This window comes from Ruegeria sp. AM7 (assembly GCF_056535965.1).
Genome location: NZ_JBQFJE010000003.1, coordinates 1509986 through 1531729 on the forward strand (window position 1 = coordinate 1509986; position 21744 = coordinate 1531729).

Genomic DNA, 21744 nt, shown 5'->3' on the forward strand with positions numbered 1-21744 from the left:
TAGTGATCGTGACAGTGTTGTGACGATTTACTCGGCCGCTGCGCGCAAATTGGGCCCTCCGCTACGGATCGTTGACAAAAGTTCCTCTCGGCGTTTCGCTGCCTTGGCTTCGTTTTCCTGAAGCACCGGGCCGAAGCCGCGAATATCCAGTGGCAGTTCGGCCAAAGCGATGACGGCATCGCGGGTCTCAGAACTGATCAGCGGAGTGATCTCTTTGAGATCACGCTCGTATTGCTTGATCAGAGCTCGTTCCATTCGGCGTTCTGCACTGTACCCGAATATATCCAGGGGCGTCCCACGCAAGGCTTTCAGCCGGGTCATCAGCTTCAATGGCCCCAGCATCCACTCGCCATAAGTTCTTTTGCGCGGCCGACCATCCGGGCCTGTACCGCCAAGGATCGGCGGCGCAAGGTGGAACGTCATCTTGAAGTCACCATCAAATTCGACCTCCGCTTTTTCGCGGCTGGACAACAAAAGACGCGCGACCTCGTATTCATCCTTATAAGACAGCAGCTTATGATATCCTTTTGCAACGGCTTCACGGATACCCTTATCTTCGAATGTTTCGACCAATCTGCGATACCGTTTCGCGAGCCGCGCGCTTTGATAAGCGGTCAGGTGATCGGCGCGAAAACTGATCATTTGATCCAGCGTCTTGGGTAGTTCAGCCACACTGGGCCGCAGAATCTCCGCGACTTTTTCCGGATACAGAACCGCCCAACGACCGATATCAAAAGCCCGCTTGTTTCGCTCTACAGCCGTTCCATTCAGTTCGATCGCCTGAAGGACAGCCGAATGGCTGATCGGAAGCAAACCACGCTGCCACGCGGCCCCGAACACCATCATGTTGGAATAGATCGAGTCGCCCATCACTGCCCGCGCCAGATCAGTTGCGTCGAACAACGAAACATCCTCTTTCAACCGCGCCTGTAAAGCCAGTTCCAGACGATCACCCGGAATCCGGAACTTGGTGTCGCGTGTGAAATCACCAGTGACCGTTTCGTGGCTGTTGACGACGGCACCAGTTTGCCCCGACCGGGTCAATCCTAGTGTCTTGGCCCCGGCAGAGACCACCAGATCACCACCTATCAGCGCATCGGCTTCTCCTGTGGCGACGCGGATCGCGCTGATATCTTCAGGCCGGTTGGCCAGACGGCAATGGATGTGTACGGCACCCCCTTTTTGCGCCAGACCGGCCATCTCCATCATCCCGGCTCCTTTGCCGTCGATCTGCGCGGCCTGAGCCAAAACAGCACCGAGCGTGACAACACCTGTGCCGCCGATACCCGTGATGACCACGTTATGCGTGCCTATGATCTTAGGCAGTGTCGGCATCGGAAGGTCTGGCAGGTCGATCTCGGTCGTTGCCTCCTTGCGGATTTTCGCACCTTCCAGCGTCACGAAGGATGGGCAGAACCCTTTGAGGCAGGAAAAGTCTTTGTTGCAACTGGACTGGTCGATCGCGCGCTTCCGACCGAGTTCAGTCTCTTTGGGCACAATCGACACACAGTTCGACTGAACGCCGCAATCGCCGCAACCTTCGCAGATATCGGTGTTGATAAATACCCGCTTGTCGGGGTCAGGAAAGGTACCGCGCTTACGACGGCGGCGCTTCTCGGCGGCACAGGTCTGTACATAAACCAGGACCGAGACACCTTTGACACCGCGCAATTTTTCCTGGACCTGCATCAGCTCGGCGCGTTCGTGTGTTTCGACACCTGCCGGCAAGGCGTTGAAGTTCACATCTTCCTTTTCATCATAGACCAGCGCGACGTTTTTGACGCCCATAGCCTTAACCTCTGCCACGATCCGTTCCGCGGTCAGATCGCCTTCGTTTCCCTGACCACCTGTCATCGCGACGGCATCGTTGAACAGGATTTTGAACGTGATGTTGGTGCCGGCAGACAGAGCCGCGCGGATCGCTTGAACGCCCGAGTGGTTATAAGTTCCGTCGCCAAGGTTCTGGAAAACATGATCCGTGGTCGAGAACGGCTCTTCCCCGATCCAGTTGGCCCCTTCTCCACCCATCTGCGTAAAGCCCGAGGTGCTGCGATCCATCCACTGGACCATGTAATGGCACCCGATCCCGGCATAGGCCCGGCTTCCATCCGGCACCTTGGTCGAACTGTTATGCGGGCATCCCGAACAGAAATACGGCAGACGCGTTGCGATCTCCTCCGCGTTGTCGGCACGCCGGGCCTCGGACAACTTGGCCAATCCGGCGCGAACACCATCGGTGTCACGGCCTTCCTCAATCAGAATTTCGCCAAGCTTTTCAGCGATCATGTTGGGGTCCAATGCCCCTCGGGTCGGGAACAGTTCTTCGCGATGCAGAGCACCCGCACCGCCCTTGTACCAGCCATAAACACGACGCCCCCGACGGTCGTCAAAGATTGCCTCTTTAACCTGAACCTCGATCAGCTTGCGCTTTTCCTCGACGATTACGATCAAATCAAGACCTTCTGCCCAATCGTGGAACCCGGCCATGTCCAATGGGAATGTCTGGCCCACCTTGTATGTCGTGATGCCCAAACGCTCGGCCTCGGCTTCATCGATGTTCAGAAGAGACAGCGCATGGGCCAAATCCAACCAGTTCTTGCCTGCGGCAACAAACCCGATTTTTGCGCCGGGTTTGCCCCAGACACGTTTGTCCATCTTGTTGGCGTGCGAGAACGTCTCGGCCGCGAAGCGTTTGTAGTCTATCAGTCGCGCCTCTTGCAGGTGCGGCGTGTCCACCAGCCTGATGTTCAACCCGTCCTTTGGCATATCAAAGTCAGGGATGACAACGGACATCCGGTCTGCGCTGCCATCCACGACCGAGGTGACCTCGATCGTGTCCTTCATGGTCTTTAGACCGACCCAAACCCCGGCAAACCGGCTAAGAGCAAAGCCATAAACACCATAATCCAGAATTTCCTGTACGCCTGCGGGGCTGACGATCGGCATATACATGTCAACCAGCGACCATTCTGACTGATGCAGCACGGTCGAGCTTTCACCGGTATGGTCATCCCCCATAGCCATCAATACGCCGCCATGGGTCGCGGTGCCCGCCATGTTGGCGTGGCGCATCACGTCGCCGGAACGGTCTACTCCGGGCCCTTTTCCGTACCAAAGACCGAAAACTCCATCAAACTTGCCATCCCCTCGAAGGCCCGCCTGCTGACTGCCCCACAAAGCTGTTGCAGCCAAATCTTCGTTTAGACCGAATTGAAAGGTGACATCGCTTTCGGCCAATTGCTTTTGGGCGCGCATCATCTGTTGATCAACCGCCCCAAGCGGAGAACCACGGTAGCCGGTTACAAGCCCGGCGGTGTTCAGCCCGGCCTGACGATCCCGCGCCTTTTGCATAAGCATCAGACGCACCAGCGCTTGGGTGCCATTCAGCAAAACCTGGTTCTTTTCCAAATCGAACCGGTCATTCAAAGTTACTTGTGGCTTACTCATCAAACGCCTCCCCTCGTCAGATCAGTGTGCTATCTTAATTTGCATTTTAGGTCATAAGTTATGACCTGTATAGGGATTTTCCCATAAAACATAAGGATTTCACCGTTTGAATGTAGAAGTTGTTACCTATTTCATATAGGCGTTCCGAAGGATAACGAAAGTTGCGGCGATGGATTGGGATAAGCTTAGGATATTTCACGCGGTTGCAGATGCGGGCAGCCTGACCCATGCGGGCGATAGGCTGAACCTGTCGCAATCCGCCGTCAGTCGACAAATCCGAGCGCTGGAAGAGTCTCTTGATTCGACTCTTTTTCATCGTCACGCGCGTGGCCTGATCCTGACCGAACAGGGTGAGTTGTTGTTTGACGCAACCTCGGCCATGTCTAAACGCCTGGACGCTGCTGCGGCACGCATTCGTGACAGCGAAGAAGAAGTCTTTGGTGTTCTTCGCGTCACCACAACTTTTGGCTTTGGCACCCTGTGGTTGGCCCCGCGTCTGCCAAAGCTGTACGAACAGTATCCCGACCTCAACATTGACCTGATGTTGGAAGAACGGGTTCTGGATCTTCCTATGCGCGAAGCCGACGTGGCCATTCGGATGAAAGAACCCAGCCAGGCAGATCTGGTGCGCAAAAGACTGATGACAGTTCAGATGCAGCTATACGCGACACAGGAGTACATTGAGGAAAACGGCACCCCTCAAACGTTGGAAGACATTTCCAACCATCGACTGATCTGCCAGACACCCGCTGCCCCACAAGCTGGGGCAAGCGCTGCCATGGTGCGGCATCTTATGACTTATAATCCCGGGTCCTTGCTGACGGTGAACAACTATTTCGGTGTTCTACAAGGCGTGTTGCACAATTTGGGCATCGGCGTGTTGCCAGACTACGTGACACAAGATTTCCCCCACCTCGTTCCGCTTCTGGCAGATATCGAAACTGCGGATGTCCCTGTTTATCTCGCCTACCCGGAAGAACTGCGGCACTCCAAGCGCGTGGCTGCGTTCCGCGATTTCGTTCAGGACGAGATTATTGCGCAGCGTAAACAGTTGAAGCAGTTGGGAAAGCTGTAGCTATGCGCCTTAAGCATAGCGGGCATGATCACTCAACAGCATGAAACACCTTGATCGTTCATAAACTGATCCCTAAATGAGCACTCGAAGACGGTGATGCTGAAACGCTCATCATCTTCATACCTCCCTGTTGGACTACGGCCGAGCTTAGTGCTCGGCCTTTTTTTTGTTCGAACTTCAGATTTTTGCACATCACAGGGGAAACATCTGGGAAAATCTGACACTTATCCCTATTATCACGAAAAAATCATCAAGACGTGTGTTCGAGGACAGATTCGATGTTTCACCCCATTCGCCTCATTTTGGCGATCATTTCCGTCATTTGCCTGTCAGGGCCAGTGCTGTCACAAGAAAGCAGCACAACCAGTCCGACTACGCCTATCGCTATTCCCGAAGACCTCACACCTGAACAGGTGGATGATCTGGTCGCGCGGATGTCAGACGACCAGGTTCGCGCCATTTTGCTGGACCGGCTAGACGCCGTAGCAGAGGAACGCGCCGCCGAGGCCGCTGACCGCGAGGACCCCATCAAGGAACTTAATGCTATCTGGGAGGCAATGGTTGCCTCGTGGACGCATGTGTTGACGACCATTCCGAACCTCATCAGCGCTCAGGTTCATGCTACCGAGAACTTTATCGGCACATTTGGTTCAACCGGTGCCCTGACCCTGATGGGTATTGTTCTTAGCGTATTGGTCGTTGGTTTCATTGCTGAGAAGATATTCTACCTCTTGACGCGGAAATGGCACGAAAAGTCAGGCATGCACCAAGACAACGACCTGCGGGGAGCTGTTCGTTTTCTATTCCGCCGCTTTTGCCGAGAAATCGCTGGACTGGTAGTGTTTTACGTAGTGATCCGAGCAGTTGGGCGTGGATTGATGACGCCAGAACAGATCACTTATGCCGCACCTTTCGTCTTCTATCTGATCTGGGTTCCCCGTCTAGGTGCTGCTGCGTCGCGTTTCGTACTGGCACCCAACCAGCCCCATTACCGACTGGTCAACATTGACGATCATTGGGCTAAGTTCCTGCACCGCAACCTGATCGGGTTGCTGATCCTGATCGGTTTGACGCTGTTTACAGTGCACTTCAACGCACTCAACGGCATCACCCCCGGCGAAACCCGTATCGGTTTCTGGCTGAACGCAGGCATTCACATCTATATTGGTGTCATCGCCTGGAAAGCTCGCGAAGGCCTGACGCAGATGATGCTGGGCACTGACCCGGATCACACCAAGTTTGACGAGGAAGTTGCCTACTATTACCCCTATTTCGCCATTGGCGTTTCAGCGGTGATCTGGCTGCTGGTTGAATTCCTAGCCGCACAGCGAGATCCAGTTCTTCGATCACTGTTGCTGCAAGGTGCGCATTTCACCACTATGTTCTGGCTGCTGATAGCGCCCGCACTGGATACGCTGATCCGCGGTCTGGTGCGTCACTTGCAACCTCCGATGCTGGGTGAAGGTCCGGTTGCCGAGCGCGCGTATAAATCGACCAAGCGCAGCTACATCCGTATCGGGCGCGTTTTGGCCGGTATTCTGGTCATCTTGATGATTTCACGCGCGTGGGATCTGAACCTTCAGGAAATCGCTGGCGGCGGAGATGAGTCCGGTAGTAAACTGGTGCAGTTCTTCATTATTATCGCCATCGGCTATATACTCAATGAGGTCATATCGCTGTGGATCAACCGCCGTCTAGCCAAAGAACACACAGCCAATGGCCAAAGTCCTGATGAAGAGGCCGGTGAAGGTGGCGGTGCCGGTGGCTCGCGTCTGGCGACGGTGCTGCCGCTGCTACGCGTTACCGCGCAGGTCGCTATTGCAGTGATCTTTGTGTTGTTGGCGCTGGGCGCGTTGGGCATCAACATTACACCACTGCTGGCAGGTGCTGGTGTTCTGGGTTTGGCCATCGGCTTTGGGGCGCAGAAACTGGTAGCAGATATCGTTGGAGGGGTTTTCTTCCTGGTAGATGACGCTTTCCGCGTGGGCGAATACGTCGATGTGGGCGGCACCACCGGCACGGTCGAAAAGATCTCGATCCGGTCCATGCAACTGCGTCACCACCGGGGGCCAGTCCACACCATTCCTTATGGTGAAATCCAGAAGCTGACCAACTACAGCCGTGACTGGGTCATCATGAAGCTGAAATTCACCGTGCCTTTCGACACTGATCCCAACAAGGTCAAGAAGATCTTCAAGAAGATCGGAGCCGAGATGATGGCCGACGAAACCCATAAAGACGGGTTCCTGCAGCCCTTCAAATCACAAGGCGTATTCGATTTCGACGATGTGGGCATGATCATCAGGGGCAAGTTTATGGCCAAACCCGGCAAACAGTTCACGCTGCGCAAAGAAATCTTCAACCGGGTGAAAGCCTCGTTCAAGGAAAACGGCATCGACTTTGCCCGCCGTGAGGTGCGTGTTGCCATTCCGGGCCTGGAAGACGCTGACCACCTGACTGAAGAGCAGAAGGCCGCCGTTGGTGCTGCGGCTGCCGACGCAGCGAACCAACAGCAGAACCCGGCCTAAGCCAAAACCTGACTGCAAAACAGGCGGAACCGGCCTCTGGTCGGTTCCGTTTTACTTTGGCGCGTACTGCCTGCGCTGACTTGACCCTTCCCACGGGCGCGTCGTTGCCCTACAAGGCGCGCAATCTCGGCCCACTTGGACACAGGACAGAAGATGCAAGAGCCCGCAATCACACCCGATCTGATCGCCGCACATGGGCTCAAGCCCGACGAATATGACATGATCCTCGAGATCATCGGGCGCGAGCCGACCTTCACCGAACTGGGTATCTTCTCGGCCATGTGGAACGAGCATTGTTCCTACAAATCGTCCAAGAAATGGCTGCGCACCCTGCCCACATCGGGCCCGCAAGTGATCTGTGGTCCGGGTGAGAATGCAGGTGTGGTCGATATCGGCGACGGTCAGGCCGTTGTGTTCAAGATGGAGAGCCACAACCACCCCTCATATATCGAACCCTATCAGGGCGCGGCGACCGGCGTGGGCGGCATCCTGCGCGATGTATTCACCATGGGCGCGCGGCCCATCGCGTCGATGAATGCGCTGTCCTTTGGTGAGCCCGCCCACCACAAAACCCGACAGCTGGTGAACGGCGTTGTCGAAGGTATCGGCGGATATGGCAACTGCTTCGGCGTACCTTGCGTCGGAGGCGAAGTTCGCTTTCACCCCGCGTATAACGGCAACTGCCTGGTGAACGCCTTTGCTGCCGGTCTGGCCGACAGCGACAAGATTTTCTACTCGGCCGCCTCGGGCGTCGGTATGCCCGTCGTTTATCTGGGTGCCAAAACCGGCCGTGATGGCGTTGGCGGTGCAACCATGGCCTCGGCCGAGTTTGACGACACCATCGAAGAGAAACGCCCCACCGTTCAGGTCGGCGATCCCTTCACCGAAAAGCGCCTGATGGAGGCGACGCTGGAACTGATGCAGACCGGCGCGGTGATCTCGATTCAGGATATGGGTGCAGCTGGCCTGACCTGTTCCGCCGTGGAAATGGGCGACAAGGGCGGCCTTGGCGTGCGTCTGGATCTGGAGAATGTGCCCCAGCGCGAAGAGAACATGACCGCCTACGAGATGATGTTGTCTGAGTCTCAGGAACGGATGCTGATGGTTCTCAAGCCCGAGCTTGAGGCCGAGGCCCGCGCCGTGTTCGAGAAATGGGATCTGGATTTCGCCATCGTCGGCGAAACGATTGCCGAGGACCGTTTCCTGATCGTCCACAATGGTGAGGTCAAAGCCGATCTGGTGCTGTCGAAACTGTCCTCGACTGCGCCGGAATATGACCGCCCATGGGTTGAAACGCCTGCGGCCGAAGACCTGGCCGACGTGCCTCAGATCGACCCGATTGACGGGCTGCGCGCTCTGCTCGCCTCGCCCAACTATGCGGGCAAGCAATGGGTCTACGAACAGTACGACACCATGGTCATGGCCGACACCGCCCGCACGCCCGGTCTGGGCGCGGGCATGGTCCGCGTGCATGGCACCGACAAGGCGCTGGCCTTCACCAGCGACGTGACCCCGCGCTATGTGCGCGCCAACCCGGTTGAGGGCGGCAAGCAGGCGGTGGCTGAGGCCTATCGCAACCTGACCTCCGTTGGGGCCACTCCGCTGGCGACCACCGACAACCTGAACTTCGGCAATCCCGAAAAGCCCGAGATCATGGGCCAGTTCGTCGGCGCGATCAAAGGTATTGGCAAGGCCGTCGCCGCTCTGGATATGCCGATCGTATCGGGCAACGTCTCGCTGTATAACGAGACCGACGGTCAGGCGATCCTGCCGACCCCCACCATCGGCGCGGTGGGTCTGCTGGCCCACACCGATGAGATCATCGGCAATGAAGTTCGCGAAGGCCATGTCGCTCTGGTCATCGGCGAAACGAACGGTCATCTTGGCCAATCCGCCCTGCTGGCCGAGGTGTTCAACCGCGAAGACGGCGACGCACCCCATGTCGATCTGGAGGCCGAAAAGCGCAACGGTGAGTTTATCCGCGCCAACCGCGAGATGATCAAAGCCTGCACCGATCTGGGCGATGGCGGCCTTGCGCTGGCCGCGTTCGAACTGGCCGAGGCGGCTGGCGTGGGCGTCTGCCTCGATGATGCTTCGACCGAGTTCCTGTTCGGCGAGGATCAGGCCCGCTATCTGGTCGCCTGCAACTTTGATCAGGCCGAGGCGCTGATGATCGCCGCCGGTCAAGCAGGTGTTCCGCTGGTCTCGGTTGGTCGTTTCACCGGCGAGACAGTCAAGATCGGAGGATCCGAGGCCCCTCTGAGCGAATTGACTGCCACCTTCCGCAGCAGCTTTGCCGAAGCCGTGGCCTGATACAGCCTTCGCAAACCAAACCGAAACCCGCGCTTGAACTGGCGCGGGTTTTGTCGTCTCAGGACCACTTGCGCGCCCCGCTTTGGCGCTCTACATCTTGGGAAAGACCTTCAGGAGTGACCTACATGCCGATGAGCGCCCACGAAATCGAACACCTGCTGCGCGAAGCCTTTCCCGATGCGGAAATTCAGGTCGGCGGCAGCGACGGCGTGCATATGTCCGCCATGGTAGTGGACGAGAGCTTTCGCGGCAAAAACCGGGTTCAACAACAGCGCGCGGTCTATGCGGCCTTGAAAGGCAAGATGGACGGCCCAGATGGAGAGCTGCACGCGCTGGCGTTGACGACGAAAGTACCGGAGTAAAATGGATCGTGGATTTGGCGTTATAGTTGGCATTGCAGCTGTCATAATCTTGACGGTGCTGTTGGCACGAAGCCGATCCAAAAATGACTCTCAATCAAACAGAGGAACTCTTCCCGGATTAGGATATCGCACGATTTTCACCATCTATGATTCCGGCGGGTCCGGAGGTGGGCATTCCACCCAATATCGTGTCCCGAAAGACCCTCAAGACTATTCCAAAGCGATGATGCCGAAGAGCAAAGGAAACGCGAAATGACTGACGTGAAAACCCAGATTGACGAAACCGTCAAAGCCAACGATGTGGTGCTGTATATGAAAGGCACCAAGGAAATGCCGCAGTGTGGGTTCTCGTCCCGCGTGGCTGGTGTTCTCAACTATATGGGTGTCGATTATGCCGACGTGAACGTTCTAGCGGATGAAGAGGTCCGTCAGGGCATCAAGGACTATTCCGACTGGCCGACCGTTCCGCAGCTTTACGTCAAAGGCGAATTCGTCGGCGGTTGCGACATCATCACCGAGATGACCTTGTCGGGCGAGTTGGACACGCTATTTGATGACAACGGCGTTGGTTACAACAAAGAAGCCGCCGACAAGATCCGCGAAGCAAACGCCTGATCAGCGGCTGGAGCAATTCTCTAGTATAACCTGCTCGCTGGCGGCATCCCCTGTCGCCAGAAAGCTGACCGTTGCATCCCAACCTTTGGACCGCAGAATATAGGTGCCACCGTTGCCTTCGGATCTGTACTGGATTCCCGATCCACTGATACTTTGCTCTAACGCGATCAGTTGATTGTCGACCAGCATGGCCGCGGCGCTCGAGCCGTCCGAGGCATTAAAGAACACCACCTCAAGCGGAATGGCATTGTCGCAGGTGTAGGTAACAGGGAGAACGTCGAGTTCCGCCCAAGCCGTGCTTCCCAACATCGTCGCCACGAAAACAGCAGATATCCGACGCAGTATCATCCCGCAGTCTTTTCTTCCACAACCGAGGCAAGCGCTTCGGCACGCGCCGCCAGTTCAGCTAGCGTGTCTGTCACGGAAGGCGGCACAACCGCTACCTCGACCCTTTCGGGTTCAGGCTGTGGCTTGTTGCGCAAAGCCAAAATTTCGGCCTCGGCCTCGGCCAATTTTGCTTGCAAGGAATTAATCTGATCTTCCGACGCGGCCGTTTTGTCAGCAAGCATGAGGCCGGCCATCAGCAGCATTCTGGACTCGGGCATTCGTCCTATTTGATCAGAAAGAACCTGTGCTTCGTCGTCCAACATCTTAGCGGCGGCTTGCAGGAACACTTCTTCCCCGTCCTGACATGAGACGTCAAAACCCCGCCCACCGATTTGAATGGTTACCTCGGGCATTACTCCACCTCTCCTTCAGCCAGCTTGGCTTGCGACAAAAGCGGCTCTAGTCGCGCCAGCACAGCATGCGCTTCGGCCGCGTCCGTGGCCTGAGCGGCTCGGGTCGCTTCCAGTTCGGCTACTGTTGCGCGGTTTAGAAGTTCGGCATCCGGCAAACCGCCCTCGGACGCAGAGCGCAGTTCATCGACCGAATTGCGCAACTGCTCATTAGCCTTGCGCATACGCTGCAGATCGTCATCCAAACGGGACATAGCCGCGCCATGACTGCTGCGTTCAGCGCGCAACATCTTAAGCTCGGCACTTAACTCAGCGACCCGCTCGCTATCAGCCAGTTCCGATTTCAAACGCGCATTCTCGGCCTTCAACTCCTCTGCCATGCCTGCAGTTGCCTGCAACCGATCGTTCTCCGACTTCAAAACTGCAAGCTCGTCCTGATCTTCTAAAGCCGCCTTGGCGTCCGCAAGCTCTGCACGGGCGGCTTCCACTGCGGCCAGTTTCGCGGTTGCTTCGGCCAATTGCTCGCGCAAAGCTCCGTTATCTGGGTGTTCAGCAGGAACCGAACGCAAGCTCTCCATATCGGCGCGCATTGCGTCGACTTCCTGTTCATGACGTTGCTTGAGGGTTCTAAGACGCTCTTCCAATTGCGCATTTGCTACACGTTCGTCATCCAGCGCGGCCCGCAGTGTTTCATCCCCTGCGCGCGGTGCATCTGGTGTTGCCCCCATGGCGTCCACGCTTGCACCGATACGTTCCATCGCGACAACAATACGGCGCTGTAGTTCTTCGATCTGGCTCATGCCCCTGCCACCTCTTTATCAAGGTTCCGTGTGCTGCGGTTCATCCGAATCAACTTAATTCACGAATTGGTCTAGTCTAACCGAATGGCGCGGAAAATACCCACTGTTTGCTTTCAAATACTTGAGCCGCGTTCTTGAAGCAGTTCACCCTTGTAACCCCCGGTTCTGCTTGCACTTTGAGGACTGAGTGGTATTCAGCGCGCAATCTGCCTGTAATCCAAAGGAATAACGCCCGTGGACCTGACTGCGCTGCGCAATGCAAACCCCGAACATTGGGACAAGGCTGCGGCCATCCGCACCCTGACCCTGGACGCCGTCGCCGCCGCCAATTCCGGCCATTCCGGCATGCCGATGGGCATGGCCGACGTCGCGACCGTGCTGTTCGAAAAGCACCTGAAATTTGACGCCTCGGCTCCGAACTGGCCCGATCGCGACCGGTTTATCCTGTCTGCAGGTCACGGCTCGATGCTGATCTATTCCTTGCTCTATCTTACAGGCCACGCTGACGTCACTCTGGACGAGATCAAGAACTTCCGCCAGCTGGGCGCAAAAACCGCAGGCCACCCCGAGAACTTCTTGGTCAATGGGATCGAGACCACCACCGGCCCATTGGGTCAGGGCATCTCGAACGCTGTAGGCTTTGCAATGGCCGAGGAAATCCAGCGTGCGCAATACGGCAAGAAGGTCGTTGACCACTATACCTATGTGATCGCGGGCGACGGCTGCCTGATGGAAGGGGTCAGCCAAGAAGCCATCACCCTTGCCGGACGTCATGAGCTGAGCAAGCTGATTGTTTTCTGGGACAACAACAACATCACCATCGACGGCACCGTGGACATCGCAGACCGCACCGATCAGGTGCGCCGTTTCGCGGCCTCGGGCTGGCATGTGATCGAGATTGACGGACACGATCCGCAGGCCATCGACGCGGCCATCGTGCAGGCGAAAAAGTCGAACAAGCCGACCATGATTGCCTGCGAAAGCCACATCGCATTGGGTCACGCAGCGCAGGACACTTCGAAAGGCCACGGTGCGCTGACCGATCAGGATCAGTTGAAAGCCGCCAAAGACGGCTATGGCTGGCCGCATGGCGCGTTTGAAATCCCCGCCGATGTGAAATCCGCATGGGAAGCCATCGGGGCACGCGGTGCCGCAGAGCGCGCGGCATGGGAAGGCCGTTTCGCACAAATCTCGGAACGCAAGCAGGCCGAGTTCAACCGCGCCTATGCGTTTGAAGCACCCAAGAAACTGGCCGGTGCGATCCGTGCGTTCAAGAAACAGGCGTCGGAAGATCAACCGAAACTGGCCACCCGCGCCTCGTCAGAAAAGGTTCTGAACGTCGTCAACCCGATCATGACGGAAACCGTTGGCGGCTCGGCCGACCTGACGGGCTCGAACAACACCAAATCTGCGGACATGGGCGTGTTCCTGCCGGAAAATCGCAAGGGCCGTTACATCCATTACGGTATCCGTGAACACGGCATGGCCGCTGCGATGAACGGCATGGCGCTGCATGGTGGCATCCGCCCCTATGGCGGCACCTTCATGGCCTTCACCGACTATGCGCGCCCGTCGATGCGTCTGGCCGCGTTGATGAAAATCCCTTCGGTCTTCGTGATGACCCACGATTCGATCGGTCTGGGCGAAGACGGCCCGACCCACCAGCCGGTCGAACATCTGGCCATCAGCCGCGCGACGCCCAACACTTATGTGTTCCGCCCCGCCGACACGGTTGAAACAGCAGAAGCCTGGGAACTGGCGCTGACCTTCAAGGAAAGCCCCTCGGTCCTGTCGCTGACCCGTCAGGGCGTGCCGACCGTGCGCAAGGATCACAAAACCAAGAACCTGTCCGCGCAAGGCGCCTATGTTCTGGCCGAGGCCGAGGGCAAACGTCAGGCCATCCTGATTGCCACCGGCTCTGAAGTGTCGCTGGCGATGGAAGCCAAGGCAATGCTCGAGGCCGAAGGTATCGGCACCCGCGTCGTCTCCATGCCCTGTATGGAGCTGTTCGCCGAGCAGGACGAAGCCTATCGCAAGCGCGTGCTGCCCGCTGGTGCCGTCCGCGTCGGGATTGAGGCCGCTGTGCGCGCCGGTGGCTGGGATCGCTGGCTGCTGGGCGAGCGTGGCCGTGAAGCCAAAGCCGGGTTCATCGGCATGTCGGGCTTTGGTGCGTCGGCCCCCGCGGGTGAGCTGTATAAGCATTTCGGCATCACTGCCGAGGCCACCGTTGCTAAAGTCAGGGAACTGCTGGGTTAATTCCCGACGTCAGTCCAAAGGAAACAGGCGGTCCGCATGGGCCGCCTGTTTTTCGCGCCCCACCCTCACAGACAGGTGAGGCGTCGTGATCCCACCTGCCCTATTTCGTAGGCCATTACGCCTTAAGTCCTGAAGACAATCCAGTCACAGGGAAGTTTAGAAATGAGGAAACACGCCGTCCTGAGCGCTGTAGCAGTGATCCTGGCCGCCCCAGCATTCGCGGGGGATTTCGCCAGCAAGGAAGAAATTCAAAAAACGATGGCCGACCACACCTATGCAGGCGGTATGCTTTCAGGCGCGTTTACCGAGTATTATGCAGCCGACGGTACCATCAAAGGCGAAGGCTATTCGGGCAAGTGGGAAGCAACAGATAATGGGATGTGCTTTCAGTATGGCGATGATCCCAAAAACTGCTGGGACCTGAAAATTGACGGAGCCGCCGTTACCCTCGTCAAAGATGGTAAGATTGACGGGTCTGGCGTCGTGGTAAAAGGCAACACTAACGGGTTCTAACGACAATCCGCGTCGCCAAAACTGCGGCGCGGATATTATTGTTCAGTGTGATTTTAGCAGTTTCGTCGCCGGGGGGATTAGTACCATCCCCCAAGCCAGTCCGAATACTCCGTCCATGGCGGCCTTGGCGATCCACTCCACGGCGCCCTCGTATTGAGCAGAAACCATATGGCCCACCGCATAGGCCCAGTCGTGAATGTGGTGGCCCAGCCAGCCAAAGCCCAAAACCTCGAGCCCGTGGATGATGATCGACCCGCCGACCCACAGCATCGCGGCGGTCCCGACGATAGAGAGTACTTTCATTACAATCGGCATGGCTCTGACCAAGCCTCGCCCGGTTCCGCGCCCGATCGGGGTTGGTGCGTTCTGCGCCAGAAACAGGCCCACATCGTCCATCTTCACGATCAACGCCACCGAGCCATAGACCGCCACCGTCACACCTATCCCGACAACAGCCAACGTTGCCGCCTGCATCCAGATGTTCGGCGCCTCGATGGCGGCAAGCGCGATGGTCATGATTTCGGCTGACAGGATGAAATCGGTCTTTATTGCACCTTTGACTTTTTGCTCTTCCAGATGACCTGGATCACGGATTTTCATATCCTCGTCGATGGCGTGGCTGCCATGGGGGAAGAGGACATGGAAAATCTTCTCAGCCCCCTCGAAACATAAATAAGATCCGCCCAGCATCAGCAAAGGCGTGATCAGCCAGGGCGCGAAATTAGCCAGTAACAGCGCAACGGGCAGTAGCAGCACGATCTTGTTGAAAATCGACCCGCGCGCGATGCGCCAGATGATCGGCAACTCGCGCGCCGGGGCGAAACCTTGCACGTATTTCGGCGTCACGGCGGCATCGTCAATGATTACACCCGCCGTTTTCGCCCCGGCCTTGCCCGCCGCAGCAACAACATCATCAACCGACGATGCCGCAACTTTTGCAATTCCGGCAACATCATCCAGCAATGCCAAAAGACCGCTCATGCCTTGTTCCTTCCAGTAACCTGCCGCAGGTGGACCCTACCTGATCTTTCAGCTAGCGCAAGCGTTAGCGATACCGGTCAAGGTTTGCGCTAACACATTAAGAATATGTCTCTTTTACTCTTTTGAGAACGCGTTAAGGCCGCTATATCGCCTGCAACGCAAGCGCATTTTGGAGACGTCATATGACCATCAAGGTCGGCATCAATGGTTTTGGCCGTATCGGCCGCTGCACCCTGTCGCATATCGCGGCATCGGCCCGCAACGACATCGAAGTGATCAAGGTCAACGCAACCGGCCCGCTGGAAACCACGGCGCATCTGCTGAAATATGACAGCGTCCACGGGCGCTTCCCCCGCGACGTCTCGATCGAGGGCAACACCATGGATCTGGGCCGCGGCCCCATGGAGATGTTCTCGACTTACGACATGAACGAGCTGGACTGGGAAGGCTGCGACGTCGTTCTGGAGTGCACCGGCAAGTTCAATGACGGCCTGAAGGCCAAGACGCATCTTGAGCGTGGGGCGCAAAAGGTTCTGTTGTCCGCGCCGGGCAAGAATGTAGATAAAACCATCGTCTATGGCGTGAATCACAACAGTCTGGCTGCTGACGATAAAATGGTCTCGAACGGGTCTTGCACCACGAACTGCCTTGCTCCGCTTGCCAAAGTTCTGGACGAAGGCGTCGGGATCGAACATGGCATCATGACCACGATCCACGCCTATACTGGCGACCAGCCCACGCTAGACCGTCGCCACAGCGACCTGTACCGCGCTCGCGCTGCCGCTATGTCAATGATCCCGACTTCGACCGGTGCTGCTAAGGCGTTGGGTGAGGTTCTGCCGAACCTCAAAGGTCGTCTGGATGGCTCGGCAATCCGGGTTCCGACCCCGAATGTATCCGCTGTTGACCTAACATTCCGCGCCGGTCGCGATGTGACTGTGGATGAGGTGAACGCGATTGTCCGTGAAGCCTCGCAAGGTCATATGCAGCGCGTTCTGGGTTACGAACCCGCTCCACTGGTTTCGACAGACTTCAACCATACCGAGGAAAGCTCGATCTTCGCTCCGGACCAGACCCGCGTTGTCAATGACCGCATGGTGCGCGTTCTGGCATGGTACGACAACGAATGGGCCTTCTCAGTTCGCATGGCCGATGTTGCTGTGGCAATGGGCCGCCTTAACTAAAACCCGTTTGAATTCTTGAACCTTTTTGCCCGCTCAGGTTATCTGGGCGGGCATTTCTGTTCGGGGCCTCTATGACCAATCAACTAGCTATCTGGCTTGGCCTTGTGATCCTTGGCATCCTGATTGCCGATGTCGCCATCTATGGGACAGAGCATCTGCTTTTTCTGGGCAAAAAACTCTACGATTTCCTGGATTGGGTCGCATTCTGGCGATGAGGTAGGTTTTACTTGACTTTTTGATCAATTTAGCTTTGTTAGCGCTAACTCTTTATTGGACGACACGCGACGGAGCGGATCATGACACTCAAGCTTGCAATCAATGGATTTGGACGGATCGGACGTGGCGTCTTGCGCGCCGTGATGGAAAGTGGCCGCAAAGACGTTGAAATCGTCGCGATCAATGATCTGGCCAAACCCGAGATGAACGCCCACATGTTTGAATTCGACAGCGTCCATGGCCGGTATTTCAAACCTGTGAAGCTCACCGAAGCTGGCTTGGATGTGGGCGCTGGCCCTATTCGCCTGACAAGCGAGCGAGAGCCTGAAAAACTGGACTGGTCAGATATTGATGTCGTGTTGGAGTGCACTGGAGTGTTTCGCACGCGCGAAGCCGCAGCTCGTCATCTTGAAAACGGGGCAAGCAAGGTGCTGATTTCAGCCCCCGCACGCGGGGATGGCGGCGTCAAAACCGTAGTTTACGGAGTGAATGATCACGAACTGACAGCCGATGATATTATCGTGTCAAATGCATCATGCACGACGAACTGCCTGTCGCCAGTTGCAGCCGCGTTGGACGATGGCCTGGGAATTGTGCATGGCAACATGACAACCGTCCATGCTTATACCGCCAGCCAACCCGTCCATGATACAGCCGGCAAGGACCCCTACCTTTCCCGCGCTGCGGCGTTGTCGATGATTCCTACGACAACCGGCGCAGCCGCCGCAGTGGGTCTGGTTCTTCCACAACTTCAGGGAAAACTGACGGGGCAAGCCATCAGGGTTCCAACCCCGAATGTTTCGGTTGTTGATCTTGTTGCCGAGGTTTCACGCCCGACGACCGAGGAAGAAGTGAATGCCCTGTTTGTCGCTGCTGCCGAGAAGATCCCGGGTGTTCTGGCGGCTGAGAAACGCCCCTTGATATCGGTCGACTTCAATCACGATTCCCACAGCTCGACCGTGTCATTGGCTGAAACAAAGGTAACCGACGGGACATTGGTCCGGGTTCTGGCCTGGTATGATAACGAATGGGGTTTCTCCAACCGTATGCTGGATACTGCAATGGCAATGGGTGCGTCAGCGTAAGCGGCTCTGTAAGGCTGTAGCAACGCGGGGCGTAACGAATTTGGATACGTCCCCGCCCAGCCGCGCAATTTCTTTGACCAGCTTGGACGCGATCGCCTGATGGCGCGCCTCGGCCATCAGAAAGACCGTTTCGATCGAATCATCCAGCGCGCGATTCATTCCAACCATTTGAAATTCGTACTCAAAATCAGCCACGGCCCGCAATCCGCGCACTATGGTTTGCGCTCCAACGTCGCGTGCGCAATCAATCAGCAGGTTTTCGAAGGGATGCGCGACAATCACTGTACCGGTCTGCTCGGATAGTTGGGCGCACTCGGCTTCGATCATAGCGACGCGCTCTTCCAAAGAAAACAACGGGCCCTTGTCTCGGTTGATAGCTACACCAATCACAAGCTTGTCGACCATCGCAGCAGCCCGGCGAATAATGTCGATATGGCCCAGTGTGATCGGATCAAAAGTTCCGGGATATAATGCGACCCGCATCGCGCCCTCCTGCGCAATAAAATTTCGGCGCAAGCAAACACAACTCTGCCGCGGGTGCAATAGGGCGCTTTGGCCCCGTCTGAAATTAGTGGCCCATGATCATTGTCTGGAGCGCCACTTTCTCCATCGCCAATTCCGAAAGCTGTGCTTTGACCACATCCCCAAGTGTTACGATACCGATCAGCTTGCCATCTTCGACGACAGGCATATGGCGGAAACGCCCTTCGGTCATGCGGCTGAGGACATCCTGAACCGAGTCCTGACGCGTCGCAGTTACAAGATCGCTGGTCATGTAAGCGCTGACTGGTTTCGCCAGACAACCACTTCCGCTTGCAGCCAACTCTCGCACAATATCACGTTCCGACAGAATTCCAGATGCCGTTTCCCCCCCGTCTTCAGAGACTACAACCGTCCCGATCCGCTTTTCTGCAAGGATTTTTGCCGCATCGGACACAGTGAGATCGGGCGTAACCGTTTCGACCCCTTCCGTAGCCTTTGATTTCAGAATGGCCTGAACCAGCATGTGCGAAACCTCCGAAATAACTCGCTGTTTAACAAAGCGTTGCCGGAATACCCATATGTGTCAAGGTGGAGCTTCAGCTTCCAGACGCACGACTTCCTCACGGATTCCGGCAGTCAAAGTCTGTGCGAACCGGTTCAAGCGTTCATTTCGTTGATCGCCCTGATGTCGGATTAGAAAGTACCTGCGGGTCAGACTAAGCTGATCCGTCAGGATTTTCCGCAGGTTTGGATGGAATGGCAGCGCAAAATCGTGCCCCACACAAACCCCTGACCCGAGCGATGCTTGCCCCAGCTGAACCGATATCGAATTCGATGCAAGGGCAACTCGTTCAACCCCGATATCGACCAGATAGTCGAGTTCCCGGTCAAAAATCATATCCGGGATATAGCCAATAAATCGATGCCTTCTAAGAGCTTCCAGGTTCTCAATTTTGGCTTGCGCGTTCAGGTATTCCTGACTGGCAACCAGATGTAGTTGGTAATCCGTGATCTTTTGCACCAGAAACCGGCCAGCCGTGGGCGCGCTGACCGTTATGGCCATATCCGCCTCGCGGCGGGACAGGTTAATCACACGGGGCAGAGACAGAATCTGAATATCCAATTCGGGATTCGCGTCGCAGATATTCGCGCAGACTTGTGGCAAAAGATACGTGGCGCAGCCATCCGGAGCACCGATCCTGATTTGGCCACTCAGTGTCTTGGATGATCCCGAGACAGAACCGGATGCGGCCCGCATGGCTTCTTCGGCCTTCAAGCCGTGATCCAGCAAGCGTTCCCCGATTGGCGTCAGAACATAACCTTGCTGCGACTTGGTAAACAAAGGCGCATCCAGCGATGCCTCAAGCCGTGCGACCCTGCGCCCTACCGTCGCCGGGTCGATCTTAAGACGCCGACCTGCGGCTGATAGGCTTTCCTCACGCGCGACGGCCAAAAACACCCGCATGTCATCCCAGTTCGGAACCACCACTCCTCCTTTTGCATTTTTGCAAAATATTTTTGAATTATTGCCTCTGTTCATGCGATTTATGCAAGCCTATTCTGCGCTCAAACAACCCGGAGGAATTCGCAATGACCGAACTGTCCCATTTCATTAACGGCGAAAACGTCGCCGGCACATCCGGTCGCTTTGACGATGTGTTCAACCCGGCCACTGGTGAAGTGCAATACAAATGCCCGATGGCCAGCGCTGCCGAAACCACAGCCGCCATCGAAAGCGCAGCTGCAGCGCAACCCGCCTGGGGCGCAACCAACCCACAAAAACGCGCGCGCGTGATGATGGCCATGGTTGGGCTGATCAACCGTGACATGGACAAGCTGGCCGAAGTTCTAAGCCGCGAGCACGGCAAGACCATTCCGGACGCCAAGGGCGACCTGCAACGCGGTTTGGAAGTGATCGAATACTGTGTCGGTGCCCCTCAGATGCTGAAGGGTGAGTACACGGACAGCGCAGGCCCCGGAATTGACATCTATTCGATGCGTCAGCCCCTTGGCGTCGTGGCTTCGATCATGCCGTTCAATTTCCCGGCCATGATGCCTTTGTGGCACGTAGGCCCCGCGCTGGCCTGCGGCAACGCAATTGTTCTGAAACCTTCAGAACGTGATCCGTCAGTCCCGTTGATGCTGGCCGAGCTGTTCATCGAAGCGGGTCTTCCGAAAGGTGTGTTCCAGGTTGTGAATGGCGACAAGGAAGCAGTCGACACCCTTCTGGACAGCGAGATCATCCAAGGTGTTTCGTTTGTGGGTTCGACTCCGATTGCGCAGTATATCTACAGCCGCGCCTCTGCGAATGGTAAGCGTGCGCAGTGTTTCGGTGGGGCCAAGAACCACATGATTGTCATGCCCGATGCCGACATGGACAAAGCCGCCGACGCGCTTGTTGGCGCCGGTTTCGGTGCCGCTGGCGAACGATGCATGGCCGTTTCGGTTGCTGTTCCGGTCGGTGACGACACCGCAGACGCGCTTATCGAAAAGCTGATCCCGCGCATCGAGAAACTGAAGGTCGGCCCCTATACGGCAGGTGACGACGTGGATATGGGCCCCGTCGTGACGGCCGCCGCAAAAGAACGCATTCTGGGTCTGATCAACTCTGGCGTGGAACAAGGTGCCAAGTTGGTCGTCGACAACCGTGATTTCAGCCTGCAAGGCTATGAAGATGGCTTCTTTGTTGGCCCGCATCTGTTTGACCACGTGACGCCGGAAATGGATATCTACAAGCAAGAGATCTTCGGCCCGGTTTTGTCCACCGTGCGTGCAGGTTCGTACGAAGAGGCGATTGGTCTGGCAATGGACCACGAATACGGCAACGGTACTGCGATCTTCACGCGTGATGGTGACACTGCACGTGACTTTGCCAGCCGGATCAACATCGGTATGGTCGGCGTCAACGTTCCGATACCGGTGCCGTTGGCCTATCACACCTTTGGCGGTTGGAAGAAATCCATGTTCGGTGATCTGAACCAGCACGGCCCTGACAGCTTCAAATTCTACACTCGCACCAAAACCGTCACGGCCCGCTGGCCGTCGGGCATCAAAGAAGGTGGCGAGTTTAACTTCAAAGCGATGGACTAAGTCACCTGCCTACGAAACCGGCCCCAAGCGGGCCGGTTTTTTAACGCTTCACGATAAAT

The 21744-nt window shown here is 56.6% G+C and carries 19 protein-coding genes; 11 read left to right on the plus strand and 8 right to left on the minus strand.

Annotation, left to right across the window (positions count from 1 at the left end; all coding sequences use genetic code 11):
* Window positions 1-27: 27 nt before the first annotated feature.
* The gene (locus tag ACR3EG_RS11520) at window positions 28-3447 is read right to left on the minus strand and encodes an indolepyruvate ferredoxin oxidoreductase family protein (protein ID WP_480495813.1); all 3420 of its coding nucleotides are present in this window, start codon (window positions 3445-3447) and stop codon (window positions 28-30) included.
* A gap of 169 nt (window positions 3448-3616) precedes the next feature.
* Between ACR3EG_RS11520 and ACR3EG_RS11525 the strand changes: the two genes are divergently transcribed.
* The 5 genes from ACR3EG_RS11525 to grxD all read left to right on the plus strand — a co-directional run bounded on the left by ACR3EG_RS11525 (window position 3617) and on the right by grxD (window position 10340).
* On the plus strand, window positions 3617-4522 hold the full coding sequence (locus ACR3EG_RS11525; RefSeq protein ID WP_170354083.1) for a LysR family transcriptional regulator: 906 nt from the start codon (window positions 3617-3619) through the stop codon (window positions 4520-4522).
* Window positions 4523-4800: 278 nt separating this feature from the next.
* Window positions 4801-7050: a mechanosensitive ion channel family protein gene (locus tag ACR3EG_RS11530; protein ID WP_480495815.1), complete on the plus strand. Its 2250-nt coding sequence runs from the start codon at window positions 4801-4803 to the stop codon at window positions 7048-7050.
* 153 nt (window positions 7051-7203) lie between these two features.
* Window positions 7204-9363, plus strand: coding sequence for a phosphoribosylformylglycinamidine synthase subunit PurL (gene purL, locus ACR3EG_RS11535; protein ID WP_480495817.1), 2160 nt, complete (start codon window positions 7204-7206; stop codon window positions 9361-9363).
* Window positions 9364-9488: 125 nt separating this feature from the next.
* Entirely contained in the window at window positions 9489-9725 is a 237-nt protein-coding gene (locus ACR3EG_RS11540; protein ID WP_170354080.1) for a BolA/IbaG family iron-sulfur metabolism protein, read from the plus strand.
* Window positions 9726-9977: 252 nt separating this feature from the next.
* Window positions 9978-10340 carry a Grx4 family monothiol glutaredoxin gene (grxD, locus tag ACR3EG_RS11545; protein WP_170354079.1) on the plus strand — a complete coding sequence of 121 codons (363 nt, stop codon included), beginning with the start codon at window positions 9978-9980 and terminating at the stop codon, window positions 10338-10340.
* Here the strand turns inward: grxD and ACR3EG_RS11550 are convergent, their stop codons facing one another.
* The 3 genes from ACR3EG_RS11550 to ACR3EG_RS11560 are packed head-to-tail and all read right to left on the minus strand — an operon-like array spanning window position 10341 to window position 11877.
* Window positions 10341-10688, minus strand: a complete 348-nt coding sequence (locus ACR3EG_RS11550) for an MliC family protein (protein ID WP_480495819.1) — start codon at window positions 10686-10688, stop codon at window positions 10341-10343.
* Complete coding sequence (locus ACR3EG_RS11555) at window positions 10685-11080, minus strand: cell division protein ZapA (protein WP_480495821.1); 396 nt, start codon at window positions 11078-11080, stop codon at window positions 10685-10687. Before ACR3EG_RS11555 ends, ACR3EG_RS11550 begins: the two co-directional genes overlap by 4 nt.
* Window positions 11080-11877: a hypothetical protein gene (locus tag ACR3EG_RS11560; protein ID WP_480495823.1), complete on the minus strand. Its 798-nt coding sequence runs from the start codon at window positions 11875-11877 to the stop codon at window positions 11080-11082. The genes ACR3EG_RS11555 and ACR3EG_RS11560 overlap by 1 nt, the downstream gene beginning before the upstream one ends.
* A gap of 234 nt (window positions 11878-12111) precedes the next feature.
* Between ACR3EG_RS11560 and tkt the strand changes: the two genes are divergently transcribed.
* Both tkt and ACR3EG_RS11570 read left to right on the plus strand, forming a co-directional pair.
* Window positions 12112-14133, plus strand: a complete 2022-nt coding sequence (gene tkt, locus ACR3EG_RS11565) for a transketolase (protein WP_480495825.1) — start codon at window positions 12112-12114, stop codon at window positions 14131-14133.
* Window positions 14134-14295: 162 nt separating this feature from the next.
* Window positions 14296-14646, plus strand: coding sequence for a hypothetical protein (locus tag ACR3EG_RS11570; RefSeq protein WP_480495827.1), 351 nt, complete (start codon window positions 14296-14298; stop codon window positions 14644-14646).
* A gap of 42 nt (window positions 14647-14688) precedes the next feature.
* Here ACR3EG_RS11570 and ACR3EG_RS11575 read toward each other — a convergent pair whose 3' ends face one another.
* On the minus strand, window positions 14689-15627 hold the full coding sequence (locus ACR3EG_RS11575; RefSeq protein ID WP_480495828.1) for a DUF808 domain-containing protein: 939 nt from the start codon (window positions 15625-15627) through the stop codon (window positions 14689-14691).
* Between the two features lie 182 nt (window positions 15628-15809).
* On the opposite strand from ACR3EG_RS11575, the gene gap (ACR3EG_RS11580) reads away from it, so the two are divergent.
* The 3 genes from gap (ACR3EG_RS11580) to gap (ACR3EG_RS11590) all read left to right on the plus strand — a co-directional run bounded on the left by gap (ACR3EG_RS11580) (window position 15810) and on the right by gap (ACR3EG_RS11590) (window position 18112).
* Window positions 15810-16811: a type I glyceraldehyde-3-phosphate dehydrogenase gene (gap, locus tag ACR3EG_RS11580; RefSeq protein ID WP_170354072.1), complete on the plus strand. Its 1002-nt coding sequence runs from the start codon at window positions 15810-15812 to the stop codon at window positions 16809-16811.
* Between the two features lie 71 nt (window positions 16812-16882).
* The gene (locus ACR3EG_RS11585; RefSeq protein ID WP_480495830.1) at window positions 16883-17026 is read left to right on the plus strand and encodes a hypothetical protein; all 144 of its coding nucleotides are present in this window, start codon (window positions 16883-16885) and stop codon (window positions 17024-17026) included.
* Window positions 17027-17107: 81 nt separating this feature from the next.
* Window positions 17108-18112, plus strand: coding sequence for a type I glyceraldehyde-3-phosphate dehydrogenase (gene gap, locus ACR3EG_RS11590; RefSeq protein ID WP_209196930.1), 1005 nt, complete (start codon window positions 17108-17110; stop codon window positions 18110-18112).
* On the opposite strand, the gene coaD is transcribed toward gap (ACR3EG_RS11590), so the two are convergent.
* The 3 genes from coaD to ACR3EG_RS11605 form a co-directional block, all read right to left on the minus strand.
* A complete protein-coding gene (gene coaD, locus ACR3EG_RS11595; RefSeq protein WP_480495833.1) occupies window positions 18104-18595 on the minus strand; it encodes a pantetheine-phosphate adenylyltransferase in 492 nt (163 codons plus the stop codon). The genes gap (ACR3EG_RS11590) and coaD overlap by 9 nt on opposite strands.
* Before the next feature lie 85 nt (window positions 18596-18680).
* A complete protein-coding gene (locus tag ACR3EG_RS11600; protein WP_480495835.1) occupies window positions 18681-19118 on the minus strand; it encodes a CBS domain-containing protein in 438 nt (145 codons plus the stop codon).
* Window positions 19119-19178: 60 nt separating this feature from the next.
* Complete coding sequence (locus ACR3EG_RS11605; RefSeq protein WP_480495837.1) at window positions 19179-20135, minus strand: LysR family transcriptional regulator; 957 nt, start codon at window positions 20133-20135, stop codon at window positions 19179-19181.
* 50 nt (window positions 20136-20185) lie between these two features.
* On the opposite strand from ACR3EG_RS11605, the gene ACR3EG_RS11610 reads away from it, so the two are divergent.
* Window positions 20186-21685, plus strand: coding sequence for a CoA-acylating methylmalonate-semialdehyde dehydrogenase (locus tag ACR3EG_RS11610; RefSeq protein ID WP_209196926.1), 1500 nt, complete (start codon window positions 20186-20188; stop codon window positions 21683-21685).
* Window positions 21686-21744: the final 59 nt, after the last annotated feature.

Coding starts and splice junctions, on each gene's coding strand:
- ACR3EG_RS11520 (WP_480495813.1), bottom strand. CDS start 3,447: ATGAGTAAGCCACAAGTAACTTTGAATGACCGGTTCGATTTGGAAAAG.
- ACR3EG_RS11525 (WP_170354083.1), top strand. CDS start 3,617: ATGGATTGGGATAAGCTTAGGATATTTCACGCGGTTGCAGATGCGGGC.
- ACR3EG_RS11530 (WP_480495815.1), top strand. CDS start 4,801: ATGTTTCACCCCATTCGCCTCATTTTGGCGATCATTTCCGTCATTTGC.
- purL (WP_480495817.1), top strand. CDS start 7,204: ATGCAAGAGCCCGCAATCACACCCGATCTGATCGCCGCACATGGGCTC.
- ACR3EG_RS11540 (WP_170354080.1), top strand. CDS start 9,489: ATGCCGATGAGCGCCCACGAAATCGAACACCTGCTGCGCGAAGCCTTT.
- grxD (WP_170354079.1), top strand. CDS start 9,978: ATGACTGACGTGAAAACCCAGATTGACGAAACCGTCAAAGCCAACGAT.
- ACR3EG_RS11550 (WP_480495819.1), bottom strand. CDS start 10,688: ATGATACTGCGTCGGATATCTGCTGTTTTCGTGGCGACGATGTTGGGA.
- ACR3EG_RS11555 (WP_480495821.1), bottom strand. CDS start 11,080: ATGCCCGAGGTAACCATTCAAATCGGTGGGCGGGGTTTTGACGTCTCA.
- ACR3EG_RS11560 (WP_480495823.1), bottom strand. CDS start 11,877: ATGAGCCAGATCGAAGAACTACAGCGCCGTATTGTTGTCGCGATGGAA.
- ACR3EG_RS11570 (WP_480495827.1), top strand. CDS start 14,296: ATGAGGAAACACGCCGTCCTGAGCGCTGTAGCAGTGATCCTGGCCGCC.
- ACR3EG_RS11575 (WP_480495828.1), bottom strand. CDS start 15,627: ATGAGCGGTCTTTTGGCATTGCTGGATGATGTTGCCGGAATTGCAAAA.
- gap (WP_170354072.1), top strand. CDS start 15,810: ATGACCATCAAGGTCGGCATCAATGGTTTTGGCCGTATCGGCCGCTGC.
- ACR3EG_RS11585 (WP_480495830.1), top strand. CDS start 16,883: ATGACCAATCAACTAGCTATCTGGCTTGGCCTTGTGATCCTTGGCATC.
- gap (WP_209196930.1), top strand. CDS start 17,108: ATGACACTCAAGCTTGCAATCAATGGATTTGGACGGATCGGACGTGGC.
- coaD (WP_480495833.1), bottom strand. CDS start 18,595: ATGCGGGTCGCATTATATCCCGGAACTTTTGATCCGATCACACTGGGC.
- ACR3EG_RS11600 (WP_480495835.1), bottom strand. CDS start 19,118: ATGCTGGTTCAGGCCATTCTGAAATCAAAGGCTACGGAAGGGGTCGAA.
- ACR3EG_RS11605 (WP_480495837.1), bottom strand. CDS start 20,135: ATGAACAGAGGCAATAATTCAAAAATATTTTGCAAAAATGCAAAAGGA.
- ACR3EG_RS11610 (WP_209196926.1), top strand. CDS start 20,186: ATGACCGAACTGTCCCATTTCATTAACGGCGAAAACGTCGCCGGCACA.